General features: G+C 40.1%; 9 protein-coding genes. 6 read left to right on the plus strand and 3 right to left on the minus strand.

The window, feature by feature from the left end:
* Positions 1–57: 57 nt before the first annotated feature.
* Positions 58–1,272, minus strand: coding sequence for a tRNA 2-thiocytidine(32) synthetase TtcA (gene ttcA / locus AK825_RS09430; protein ID WP_068036583.1), 1,215 nt, complete (start codon positions 1,270–1,272; stop codon positions 58–60).
* Between the two features lie 304 nt (positions 1,273–1,576).
* Between ttcA and queC the strand changes: the two genes are divergently transcribed.
* From queC to AK825_RS09445, 3 genes are all read left to right on the plus strand, one after another.
* A complete protein-coding gene (queC, locus tag AK825_RS09435; protein ID WP_068036586.1) occupies positions 1,577–2,374 on the plus strand; it encodes a 7-cyano-7-deazaguanine synthase QueC in 798 nt (265 codons plus the stop codon).
* 457 nt (positions 2,375–2,831) lie between these two features.
* Positions 2,832–3,161: a hypothetical protein gene (locus AK825_RS09440; protein WP_068036589.1), complete on the plus strand. Its 330-nt coding sequence runs from the start codon at positions 2,832–2,834 to the stop codon at positions 3,159–3,161.
* A gap of 247 nt (positions 3,162–3,408) precedes the next feature.
* Positions 3,409–3,906, plus strand: coding sequence for a peroxiredoxin (locus tag AK825_RS09445; protein WP_068036590.1), 498 nt, complete (start codon positions 3,409–3,411; stop codon positions 3,904–3,906).
* Positions 3,907–4,016: 110 nt separating this feature from the next.
* Here the strand turns inward: AK825_RS09445 and AK825_RS09450 are convergent, their stop codons facing one another.
* Positions 4,017–5,387, minus strand: a complete 1,371-nt coding sequence (locus AK825_RS09450; protein ID WP_068036593.1) for a DUF1501 domain-containing protein — start codon at positions 5,385–5,387, stop codon at positions 4,017–4,019.
* Positions 5,388–5,414: 27 nt separating this feature from the next.
* Entirely contained in the window at positions 5,415–7,442 is a 2,028-nt protein-coding gene (locus AK825_RS09455) for a DUF1800 family protein (RefSeq protein WP_068036596.1), read from the minus strand.
* Positions 7,443–8,089: 647 nt separating this feature from the next.
* Between AK825_RS09455 and AK825_RS09460 the strand changes: the two genes are divergently transcribed.
* The 3 genes from AK825_RS09460 to rlmKL all read left to right on the plus strand — a co-directional run bounded on the left by AK825_RS09460 (position 8,090) and on the right by rlmKL (position 13,371).
* A complete protein-coding gene (locus AK825_RS09460; RefSeq protein ID WP_068036599.1) occupies positions 8,090–9,574 on the plus strand; it encodes a dihydrolipoyl dehydrogenase in 1,485 nt (494 codons plus the stop codon).
* A 119-nt stretch (positions 9,575–9,693) separates the two neighbouring features.
* On the plus strand, positions 9,694–10,881 hold the full coding sequence (locus AK825_RS09465) for a mechanosensitive ion channel family protein (protein WP_227514047.1): 1,188 nt from the start codon (positions 9,694–9,696) through the stop codon (positions 10,879–10,881).
* Between the two features lie 183 nt (positions 10,882–11,064).
* Positions 11,065–13,371, plus strand: a complete 2,307-nt coding sequence (gene rlmKL, locus AK825_RS09470) for a bifunctional 23S rRNA (guanine(2069)-N(7))-methyltransferase RlmK/23S rRNA (guanine(2445)-N(2))-methyltransferase RlmL (RefSeq protein WP_068036603.1) — start codon at positions 11,065–11,067, stop codon at positions 13,369–13,371.
* Positions 13,372–13,609: the final 238 nt, after the last annotated feature.

The following is a 13,609-nucleotide window of genomic DNA, read 5'->3' on the forward strand; positions in this document are numbered from 1 at the left end:
TGAGTGTTATTTGGCTTGTGTCGCCTACTAACCAATTTTACTTAGTGAAATAGACAGCTAAATAACGGGATTAATTGTGGGAATTTTTAGTGTAGTACCGCTACTTTCTGTCGTTTTATCCGTGCTTATCGTTTTATTAGTGCTTACTGATTGCTGATTATCATTATAATTATGAGTACTAGCGAATTTTGGATTAAAAGTCTGAGTTTTTGGCGCTATAGGAAGACCAATCTCAGCGAGACTAGCAGTCTGCCCTGCTTGGATATTATCACCTTCAAATAAGCGTTCGTTATCATCGCGCTCTAAACTTAACTGTTCAAAATCAAATAGCTCACGATCTGCTAATTGTGAAGGCGCAACATTTTGCATGGCTTTGAAGATAGAAGCCAAACGCTGCGGATGAGCATCATCCCATTCGCGCAGCATGTCATTGATAATTGCGCGTTGTAGATTGGTTTGGCTACCGCATAAGTTACAGGGAATAATTGGAAATTCCTTTAAGCGTGCATATTCGATAATGTCTTTTTCTTCAACATACGCTAATGGACGAATAAGTATGTTTTGTTTATCGTCGCTGAGTAATTTGGGCGGCATCGATTTTAGCGCACCACCATGAAATAGATTCAAAAAGAAAGTCGCCAACATATCATCGCGATGATGTCCAAGGGCGATTTTGGTCGCGCCAATTTGTTTGGCAAAACCGTATAACGAACCACGACGCAGACGCGAACAGGCCGAGCAATAGGTTTTTCCTTCTGGCACTACGCTTTTGACGATACTATAAGTATCTTTTTCTAAAATATAGTGTGCAATTCCTTGCTCATTTAAATAAGCGGGCAAGATATCTTCTGGATAACCAGGCTGCTTTTGATCAAGATTAACTGCGACGATATCAAAGCTAATCGGTGCAATACGCTTCAATAACAGCAAAATATCTAGCAGTGTATAGCTATCTTTACCGCCTGAGACGCAAACCATTACCACGTCGCCATCTTCGATCATATTAAAATCGCGAATCGCCCATGATACTTGTCTACGCAGTTTCTTTTGTAATTTGAGAAACGATGCAGACTCTTTATATACATGCTCTGTAGATGCTTGTCCGTCATCTGACTGTTCAGAAGCAAGCTCAATATCGACATTCATATCAGCTTCATCATCTTCCATACTATAGAAATCAGCCTCTGAAGTGTGGCTATCCAAATCAACTTCAGAAGACATATTGTCAACCTGAGACGTATTTTTGGGCGTAAACAAGGTCGCTGCGGTCATAAATTACTCAATATCTCTACAAGGATTATTTTATAAGAAAGCAGTTTGCAATAAAACGGACTATGAATAGGTATTACTACTGATACTTCCAAAACAGGAGCGATTATAACAAAAATTGCTAACAGATTGAAAAGCTGAGATTAAATTATAAGGTTTAAATGCTACATCTATTTGCCAACGCTACAAATACAGTCTTAAAAATCTTATGCGATGTTCTGACATCTTATCGTCTTTATGGTTGTGTAATAGTAGCGGTATTTTTGTTAAAATAGCCTTTTTTCGCAAATCAATAATAGACATCCTTATGACTAACGTTAATCCGCAAACCAACTTTCCTAATCACGCATCCGAGGCTACCTTGAATGATCTTCATAAAAGCCAAAATGCTGTTGTGCTATTGTCAGGTGGTCTCGACTCGGTAACTTGTCTGTATTGGGCCAAAGCACGTTATGCCTCTGTCACTGCCGTAAGCTTTAATTATGGTCAGCGCCATAATAGTGAACTTGTCGCGGCAAAAGCGATCGCTAAAACTGCAGAGGTTAATCACCGAATCATTGATATCGATATCGCCCAGCTTGGGGGTTCATCGTTGACTGACCACAGCATGATCGTTCCTGATGGCGATGCGGATAAATTCCCTAACAAAAAACATGATGAGATTGATAACGACGCAATTCCAAATACTTACGTGCCTGCGCGCAATACTATATTCTTATCTTATGCGCTAGCCGTCGCTGAAGTGGCTGATGCCAATCACATCGTCATTGGGGTCAGCTCAGTAGACTATTCTGGATATCCTGACTGCCGTCCTGAATATATCGCCGCCTTTGAACACATGGCAAACCTTGCAACCAAAGCGGGTGTCACTGGTCATCATTTGAGTATTCAAACACCACTACAGCAGCTGTCTAAAGCACAAACGATTGAGCTTGGACTATCGCTTGGTGTCGATTATGGACAGACAATTTCTTGCTATCAAGCGGATGTAAACGGCTTGGCTTGCGGTGTCTGTGACAGCTGTGCGCTGCGTCGTCAAGGCTTTATCCAAGCTGGAGTCGCTGATCCCACGCATTATCAGGCACAGTACCAAGGCTCAAACTAAGTTGCACCTTGTATCTAAATCTTATTTGATAAGTACCGTGCAATTTACAAAGTTTACAAACATAAGCGTAACATTTGATTGCATCAACACAGCAAGCGCGTGGTGTTTTTTGACAACTATAATTGTTATGGTATGAGTCCTTATGTTTTTACGACCTATGTTTTTATTAAATAACATCTACACAAGTGGCGCAAAGAAATTTTTAGTTAATACTAGGGCATGTCCTCAATTCAATTGATAGTCATCTAAATGGTGATAAAAATGGCTAAATTTTGCCAAACAGCGTCAAATAGCTGGTCAATATCTCGATATTATCTGCGCTATTTTTCTTGTTTGACTGCAATTTATCTCATTTTCATCACCATTTTTAAAATGAGGACACGCCCTAGCATTACCCATTTAGCGTCTGTTCGTTTTTTATTCTATTGACGCTGTATCTATTTATAAGAGAATATTTATGAAGCTATTACAAATACTACCCCTAGCATTAATTGGTCTGATCGCTATGCCGCAAGCAAATGCTATCGATATTAAGCAAAACAACGTTAATCAATGTGTCACTGGTGCAGTCAAATATAAAGTTGCTGATAAAAATACTGCTACTAAGCTCTGTGATTGCACTATTGGTGTACGTAGTGAGATGACTATTGGTCAGATGTGGGAAATTGAAAGCTATGCGCAAGACAAAAAGGATCCTTCAGGCCTACCTTACGTGAAAAAAATGCAAAAAGATCTACAACAGTGCACGAAAGGACTAGACTTAAAGCAACCACAAAAACCTGCTTAAACTATCAGTTAAAAACGTATAATAAAAAAGACTGGCAAGTGTCAGTCTTTTTTTTGCTAATAAATGAGTAGAATATTAAATTCGTCATTTATTTCTGTTAATCTAATTATAATAAGCTAACCAATAATCAAAATTGACCCTATTTTCAAAGATTAAAATAATACTGAAAATAAGTATAAGCCCTACATATATTAGGCTAAATGATTTTAATCATATTTTTTGAGTTTGACATAATAAGGAATTTAACATGGCTAAGCCAACAACAGAAAGCATTGTTCTACCAAATTTTCCAGTAACTATAGTACGTAATCTCGATAATAACTTTATCCACGATGATATTAGTTTAAAAGAGTTGGTTCAGCATACCGATAAAGGGCTCATTCTTTATTTTTATCCCAAGGACAGTACGCCTGGTTGTACCACTCAAGCCACAGAGTTTACTGAGCATCTTAATGCCTTTGATACGCTTGGCTATGACATCATTGGTGTATCGCGAGACAGCGTTGAGTCTCATGAAAAATTTATCACCAAATATGATTTACAGATTTCATTGATTAGCGATAGCGATGAAAAGCTATGTCAGTACTTCGATGTCATTAAAGAAAAAAACATGTATGGTAAGACGACTATCGGCCTTGTGCGCTCAGCATTTGTGTTTAATAAGGACGGCGAGCTCACCCATGCCCAGCGCAATTTACGTGCAAAAGGATATACTGAGCGTTTGCTCGACACATTAACCTCTTAATAAGTAAGTTTAAGGTCGAAAGAATAGATAAGAATATAAAAAGCCTTACCAACACTGATTAATATGTATCAGTACTAGTAAGGCTTCTTATATCTGCTATCGTTCTCTTACTAGACTCTCATAAACCCTAAATCTTGATTATTGAAATTGTGAAGATTGGGGGCTATCAGTCTTAAATCACTATTCGGTACGCCAAACCATTTAGCCAAAGTTGCGGAATACTGGTCAATAGAAGTGGTAGGTAACATTCTCCCTTGTCCTACATCTTCTGCCGTATCAAGGCCGATTTCAGGACTTTGACCATAAAAGTCTTTGCCATTTACCGCACCACCCATAATCATATGATGACTACCCCAACCATGATCAGAGCCGTTACCGTTACTACTAAACGTACGGCCAAAGTCTGATGCAGTAAAGGTTGTCACACTCTGAGTCATATTTAATTCTTCAGTCGCTTCATAGAAGCTGGCTAATGCATCATCAACTAATGACATTTGCTTGCCATGCCTACTTAATAAGCTAGAGTGAGTATCAAAACCTTTAAGACTCACAAAGAATACCTGTCTTTTCACACCAAAATTGCCGCGTGCTTTGATTAGCTTTGCAACAACCTCTAGCTGCTCAGCTAAAGAGTTATTGGCTGAAAACTGCGTATTCAGTTCGCCTGCACTTTCTAAAGCCGATGACATAGTGTATTCAGCGTCTATTGAACGCAATGTAACTTCATTAATATGGTTTTCCATAATATTGTCACGATTCGAGGTAATAAGCTCTCTAAAAGCCGATGCGCACTTTCGTGAACCATAAAGTCTGGCATTTTCTTGTGCTGGTGAAATGGGAATAATGCCATTTGATTCAATATTAAGTGGGATTGTTTTATCTCCCGTCAGAAATAGAGAGTCGTTAGCTGTACTAATACAAGAAAACATGGCTTGCGAGTTTTGATTCAAAATAAGATCACCGATCTTTCCACCCCAGCCTTCCTTAAACGCTTCAGAAGAAGTGCTTTGCCATATTTTTTTCTGTGTAGAGTGTGAAAACAGTATATTTGGCAGGGGTACTGTTTTTCTTTTGTATTCATCAAGCGAGGTTGGTTGAATTAAAGTACCTACATTTTGTAAGACCGCCAGTTTTTTTAGATGAAATAAGCTATTTAAACGTTGAAGGTTGGGATGAAAACCCCATTTTAGTCCGTCTGCTAAGCTTGATGATGGTATCAAAGGCAGAATCTTTGATTGGTCTATAGCAATACTTTGGCGTACGTCTTTATAAGTCTTGTAGTTATTCGAATCGAAAGGAATAAGGGTATTAGCCTGATCATTACCTCCATCTAAAAACACACAAACCAAGGCTTTATAATCTGTTGCCGTTGCTGCTGCTTCAGCCATACCCATAAGATTTATAGTGAAAGGATTGGCAACGCCTGCTGCGGTTAGATATCCTAAACGCTTTAAAAATGCTCTTCTTGATAATTCACTCATAATAATAATTCGCTTCTAATAGTCTTTTTATTTCTGTACGAGATAATCTGGGCTAACCATAGTCATAAATATAGCTAAATGAATGCGATCCTCTTTCCAGTCGGGAGAATTATCAGTCAACTCTTTTAAAGCGAATCTTATTAAACCTATCGTTTTAGATGACATCTGACCGCCACATAAGATAAGGTTCAAGTGATCTACTAACTCTTCAGGTTGATCATATAACTTCATCTCTGTTCTATAATCTGGTGCTATCTCAACGACAGTTTCAATAAACCCATAAAAAATGCCTTTTTCGATCACACGTTTTATATGATTAATATAACCTACTGTAGAGGTCACATTATGTAGCTGAAGCTCTGGCGCGACCATCCCATTATCGATAAACGCATCTGTATTAGGCGTATAATCCATATCAAAAAAGTTAAATACTGAGGGTGCCCTAAGAGGACTTTGATTCAGGAACCATTTTCTACTACTGGTAGTACTCACCATCCACTCACCTGATTCGCTCTGACGATTACTAAAGGTATGAACCCATTGAATCAGCCTAACCATAGGCTCTCGAACCTTACCAATAGTTGGTTCATATATATCAGGAAGAATGCGAGCCTCTTTATCAGTTAAAATAGCTTCTAAAACTGACTTTAAGTTACCGCGCTCGCCTTTATTATCGCTATTAAAGATAGTAGCGACTCGCCTTACATAATTAGGGCTTGGATTACTGGTAACTAAACGCTGGATAATCTGCTTGCTTATGAACGGTCCAACATTGGGATGATTGAATAAAGTGTCGATCACGATATCTAGTGCTTGCTCGCCACTTGTGCCTTCAGGTACAGTCACCCCAAAAAAACTTGCGCTACGAGTATCATGCCTGCTCCGTATATTAATCATAGGATTACGCGTGAATTCAACGTAAGTATCTGATTTATCAACGTTAGACCTATTATCTACCGTCCAACCCGTTAAAGCTCGAGCAATATTGGTGACGGTTTCTTGGTTATAAGTTTCTATCGGTTTGCCATTGCGTAATTTAGGTGTGCCATCAAGATTTAACTCAACTAATCCAATGGTAAATAGCTGCATGACTTCTCGAGCGTAATTCTCATCTGGTCTGCGCCCTGAATCATTGGCTCTTCTACTGTGTCTTAAATCTAGATAGGCACCCATACCTATATTTAGAGTAATTGACTTTAATAAATCTCTAAAACTACCAAACGCATGCTTATTAAGTAGATCCCAATATGCAGCAGCGGCAAATGATGGATGAGGAAGGCTCAAGCCAATAGTGGACAATACCATAGTCTCAGATAGTGCTAATGCCATACGCTTACGTAAAGTATCTTTAGAAGACAGCAATTGTTGCCATGCCATCCAGTCTCCAGGTCTATCAGAATATTGATTTTTTTTAGTATTATGCCCTTCTTTCAATAACCAGTTATATCCCGTAATCTCGATTGGCATAGAAAATTGTTCATTTAACCATCGACTTATACCAATGCTTTTAAGATCTTCAATCTCTGCTTTGGTTGAAGAAAACTGCGCTTGCTGCAAAAACCTAGCAGCGTTAATATCATTCAGTGGTTCTATCCCCATAATATTATCTTCAGCTGGGCTGGTTGGATTAGAGCTGGATGCATCAGGGCTTGTCGTGCTAGGACCTGTCGTGCTAGGACCTGTCGTGCTAGGACCTGTCGTACTAGGACCTGTCGTACTAGGACCTGTCGTACTAGGACCTGTCGTACTAGAGCCTGTCGTGCTAGAGCCTGCCGTACTAGAGCCTGCTGTACTAGAGCCTGCTGTACTAGAGCCTGCTGTACTAGAGCCTGCTGTACTAGAGCCTGCTGTACTAGAGCCGCTTGATGAGCCGCTTGATGAGCCACCTCCTCCACAACCGATGAGGAATAATGGCATAGACGCTATGACAGGGTGTTGCATCTTAACCGGATAAAATCTCTTACTGGAATGTTTGAGATGAGTTTCTTTTAATGCGTTAGTAGGAGTCCATTCATTAATCGTAGATAAAGATGCTCTCTTGCCCACGTTTTCCATGCAATTGCCTTAAATAATAGGGTTTGATATGTTTCTTAATCTATATTCTCACTGATACACAGAAATCTTGATGCCATCTCTACCATGTTTAAAAAACGCAACTTATGGTCTTTTATTTCAATAAGTTAGAGCACAAGGCATTATATTGAATAAAAAAATCAGGTATTCTTTCGAATATCTGATTTTTTTCCAGACTGTCTTTTAACGTTAATTTGGTTTGCTATAATAAAAACGACATTTATATTTATGTCAGTAAAAAAAGATAAAGCACTTGATTAAAAATTGTGCAATTTGCATACCAAAAACCCATCTAGCTTCTTTCATTAATATGACTTGTTAGTAATATTTATTAACAAATTAGCTTGCTTATTTATGATAGACGGTGTTTTTTTACGATAGATGGTTTTATTTTGAGGTAAACAGTCATGTGGAAGTGACTGCAAAACTACTTTCGTTTAGCGTAGTTCCTATTCGAATCTAATGAACTAGTCAACATAGTCTTGAAAAAATGACTACACATTTTTGCAACAGCTTGCTACGTATAGATAGATGTATGACGTTAAGATAACCTTTAATATTGAAAGCTATTATTAAAAATAATCGACTACTGAAGTATTAATCTGAATACCTAATTAATTGAGGACAATATGAGCAAATCATCTAATGAAACCAATGGCAACGTCAATCGTAAGGTAGATGTGGCGGTGATTGGCGCTGGCACTGCGGGCCAAAACGCCTTTCGCCAAGCGAGAAAAACCAATGATAACGTTGTCATTATCAATGATGGATTTTGGACAACGACTTGTATCCAAGTTGGCTGCATGCCGAGTAAGCTATTAATTGCAGCGGCTGATCGTGCATACGAGGCCAACCATTCTGCAGATTTCGGTATTCATGCTACTGCTCAGATAGATGGCAAACGAGTGATGGAGCGGGTCCGTGATGAGCGTAACCATTTTGCCAGCTATATCAAAAAACAGGTCGAAGGCTGGCCTGAAGATAAAAAAATAGATGGCCGTGCTCATATCAATAAGCAAGGACTGATTGAGGTAAATGATGAGCTGATAGAAGCTGAGAAAATCATCGTCGCTACTGGTAGTTCAACATTCATTCCAGATGGCTGGGCTGATAGACTTGGCGATACCATGATAACCTCTGACACTGCCTTTGAACTTACCGACTTACCAAGATCCATGGCAGTGGTCGGTTCAGGTGCTATTGGGTTAGAGCTTGCTCAAGCATTTCAACGATTGGGCGTAGATGTAACAGTATTTAATCGAGTCAAACGGGTGGCTGGGCTTAAAGATCCTGACATTAGTAATAAAGCCATCGATTGCTTAAGTCGCGAATTAACGATGCATCTAGGCAGTAAAATCAATGATGTGGGTACCCAAGTAGCAGATAATGCTAAAGGGTCGATTGCTTTCATTGATTATGAAGATAGTGCTGGTCAGTCACAGCAATGGCAAGGTGAGTATGTACTGGTCGCAACTGGTCGCCGTAACAATATCGAGCAATTGGGCATTGAAAACCTAGGTGTTGAGCTTGATGATAAAAACCGCCCAAAACAACTAGATAAAAAGACCGGACAAATCGGTAATCTTGATGTTTATATCGTTGGTGACGCTAATGCGAATATCCCTCTATTACATGTGGCCAGTGATGAAGGGTATAGTGCGGGCAGTATGGTTTGTAAAAACGAAGCGGATGCTTATATACGTCCACCTGCTATTCCTTTTTCAATCGTTTTTTGCTCACCACAAATTGTCAACGTTGGCCTGTCTCTACCAGAAATCCAGCAAAATCCAGATCTTGAATATGTGGTTGGTAGCGTCAGTTTTGATAATCAAGGACGTAGCCGTGTGATGGGAGTCAATTGTGGTCTATTGCACATCTATGGTTGTAAAAAGACTGATAAAGTTCTAGGCGCTAGTATGGTTGGTCCTGATGCCGAGTATATCGGACATATATTAGCCACTGCGATTACCAATGATTTAAGCGTCAAAGCATTACTTGATACCCCTTTTTACCACCCTACTATTTTGGAAGGTCTACGCACTGCTCTACGCGATGTACAGCATAAAATGAAAATACCTTATCAATCTCAAGATGCACAGGAAGATAGCTTTTAATCACCTGCTCGGTTACACTTTCAAACAAGAGATAGGCGTAGTGCCAGCCATGACTCAGGTCATGGTTGATCGGTACTAAGCTGACAGAATTTGAAACATAACTTTGCATGGACAAGACGATGGCAATTGCTGGTATTACTGATTTTTTTGAAGAGATTATCCGTGACCTGCATACTAGCTTATATCTTGCTCTTGGTGGCTCAGTAGAGGAAGACTCTTTCGATTGGTCCTCTCAAGCGGTAGAGTTGGTTAGCACTGGCATCAAAATCCTAATACTGCTTGCCATATTAGGATTTTTTTATTGGCTGACCATTTATATTATTAAACACAATAAAGCACGCTTTCGCTTTAATGAGCGCCGTAACAATATTGCACGTTCAGTGCTGCGTTACATATGGGTGGTTGCCAGCTTAATCGCAATTATGAGTCAGATTAACTTTGAGCCAAGTACTGTCAAAGCCACAGCAAAAGCCAGTACTTGGGCAGGTATCTACTATATATTATGGGCATCATCGGGACAAATTATTCATAGAGTATTGCAACATTATGGCCTTAATGCTTCTATTGAACAGCTACTTAAGAATATTTTATCTGTACTGATTTGGGTACTGGGACTGGCCAGCGTCATGGCACAATTTGGCTTCGATATTGTGTCGCTGGTGGCTGGTTTGGGCATCGTTGGCTTGGCGGTTGGCTTTGCTGCCCAGTCAACGCTAGCCAACTTTATCGCTGGTATTACTATTTTGCTTGAACAATCATTTCAAGTTGGCGACTGGATTAATATCAACGACCAAGAAGGACGCGTTGTCCTGATTTCGCTGCGTACAACCCATATCTTAACTCGAGATAACATCACCGTTATTATCCCAAATTCCAATGTAGCCTCGTCCGAGGTTACCAACCTAACTTCCAAAAACTTTATACGATTTGATATTCGTATGCGTATTGCTTTTGAGGATGATATTGACACTGCACGCAAGGAAATCTTGCAAGTACTTACTGACACCGATGTAGTACTCAGTCGTCCTGAAACTTCAGCAACAGTAGCGGAGATTGGCGAATACGGAGTGTTTTTTATCGTGCGTTTTTGGGTTAAGCCAGCCGCCGTGGCTCGTATGCCCAAAATTAAAGAAGGCCTACAAGAAGATATCAAGCGCGCTTTTGATGCCGCGAATATCTCAACCCCCTACCCTCATATGCGTTTACTAATGCCAAAAGACGTCGATTATCCTATCGCTACTAAACCCTTTGCGACCACGACTCAGATCGTATCAGAAGAAGTTTCAATGACAAAGAATGATAAGTAACGATATTAGAGTGTATGAATTTTTTACATCTCAAACACAGCCTTTTAAACCAAGTATTTTTGGGTTAAGAGCTTTTAAACATAACCACTTTAAACCATCCTATCTTGAAATATGGTAAAATTACCGGTTAAACATCTTATTGTATGATGTGCATTACTTATTAATTTAGCCACAGGTATCCGTATGACCGAAACAACCTCGCCCGCATCTTCAACAGCTTCTTCGCCAGAGTTGTCGCTTGACCTTATCATTACCTGCGCCGATGGGCTTGAGGCACCGCTACAAACTGAGCTGACAAGCTTTGGGATTGCAAGTGACATTAAAAGTACAGGTCGTCTGACCGTTACGGGTACGTTACGTGATCTCTATACGATTTGCCTCTGGTCACGGGTGGCCTCGCGAGTATTGATGTTAATTAAACGCAAAAACATCAATACTGAATATGATGTGGCTGAGCAGCTTTACGGTCTGGCAAAATCGGTCAAATGGACTGAGCAATTTAGCTTAGAGCAAACGTTTGCTATTCGTCTATCTGTTGATAAGCGCGTTGCCGTCAGTCAGCAGTTTGCTATGCTGCGTATCAAAGATGCGATTGCAGATACTTTTAATGAAGTTTATGACAGTCGTCCTAACGTCGATAGTAAAAACCCAGACTTTTCTGTGTTTGCAACTGTCAATGATAAACAAGCTGAGCTGTATCTAGATTTATCAGGTACCAGTTTGCATCGCCGTGGTTATCGCGTGGCAATGACAGAAGCGCCATTAAAAGAAAACTTGGCAGCGGCTTTGCTCTACAGCGCAGGCTGGCATAAGAAAAACGACGCTGGCAATGCGCCTTTCTATAATGCTTTGGTCGATCCGATGTGTGGCTCTGGAACATTTATCATTGAAGCGCTGCTCATGCATTGCGATTATGCGGTTGGTATCGATAAAGCCGCCAATCAGTTTGGCTTTTACCAGTGGCAACATCATGATGATGCATTATGGCAACAGATGATTGATGATGCCCAAACACGCTTCCGAGAAGCCTTAGCAATCGCTAACGAGCAGCCAGATACCCTACCGCTAATTTTGGGTTTTGATGCGGATAGTGGCGCAATTCTCGCGACAGAAAAGAACCTGATTGCTGCAGGTTTGCAAGATTTGCTGCCGCTACTTGACCTTGAGACTCGCGCCCTCGATCAACTAAGTACTGTTCTAAAGCCGCTGGCCGACGATGGTAGATTAAGCAATCCTTTAATCATTACTAACCCACCTTATGGTGAGCGTTTGGGTGATGAAGAAATGATTAAGCCGTTATATCAAGCATTAGGGCTTATCTTACAAGATAGCTTTGCAGGTAGCGGTGTCGATCCGATGCTTGGCATATTGGCCTCAAATGTCGAACAGGTTGATATCTTACCGATTAAAGAACCAAAAACGTTACGTTGTCATAATGGTGCTATCACTGTTTATTTCCGCTATGGCATCCTGATCGCTGGGCAAACGGGCAATCTCGTTAGTCGCTTTGAGAAACGTGAGATTGAAGTGGAAGATGGACAGGACTTTATTAATCGCTTGCAAAAAAATCTTGCCAAACTTAAAAAGCTCGCCAAAAAAGACAACGTGAGCAATGTGCGTGTCTACGATGCTGACTTGCCTGACTTCAAAGTCGCTATCGACTTATATGGCGATTATGCACACGTGCAAGAATATGCACCGCCTAAAACCATTCCACCTGAAACTGCTAAGAAACGCTTTAATTTGGCGTTAATGGGTATTCGTGAAGTGTTCGACATTAACCGCGAACAAATCTTTATCAAAACTCGTGCGCGTCAGTCTGGTAATGACCAATATAGCAAACAAGGCAATGTCGAAAAGCGTGGCAAATTTTATGTCGCTCGTGAAGACGGCGCGTACTTTTATGTCAACTTCACTGATTATCTCGATACAGGTCTTTTCATTGACCATCGCAATATGCGTGCGCGTATCAAAGACAACAGTCGCGGCAAAGCAGTATTGAACTTGTTTGCTTATACTTGTACAGCGAGTGTGCACGCAGCATTAGCTGGTGCTAAAAAAGTCACCAGTGTTGATTTATCACAGAATTATCTAGATTGGGGCAAGCAAAACTTTGTGCTTAACGGTCTGGACGTTAGTCGCAGCAAATATCAATTTGTAGCTGCTGATATCTTTGAGTGGATTAAAGACAATACTGAACAATTCGACATTATCTTTATTGATCCACCGACCTTTTCGAACTCTAAAAAGTTCCAAGGTACTTTTGATGTGCAGCGCGACCATGCTGCTCTCATCAATCGTGCAATGAATCGCTTAACCTCCGATGGCGTATTGTATTTTTCTAACAACTTTACCCGCTTTGAGCTGGATGAGCAGTTGACCGAACGTTACGATATTATCGATATTACCCAAAAAACAATTGGCTTTGATTTTAATGTCAAAAAACCGATTCATCAAAGTTTTGAGATTCGTCACCGTCAGAGTTTATAAGGCTATAGACAATTGCAAATAGTAATCGAAGCAGTTTAAGCCGCTAAATTTTAGGTTTTATAGTCAATTTTATATTAAACGCAACAATGACCTAATCTGCTTTGATTGGGTCATTTTTTGTTGTTATGATAGAGCGTTATTAAGCGTTGGTCTTGCGCCAGTTTTGGCTCAACATCGCTTTTTCTTGCACAATCTTAATCTAAAACCTTTCAACAAAACGTTTAACTTACTCTAATAA

Origin of the sequence: Psychrobacter sp. P11G5, from assembly GCF_001593305.1 — a bacterium.
Classification (GTDB): domain Bacteria; phylum Pseudomonadota; class Gammaproteobacteria; order Pseudomonadales; family Moraxellaceae; genus Psychrobacter.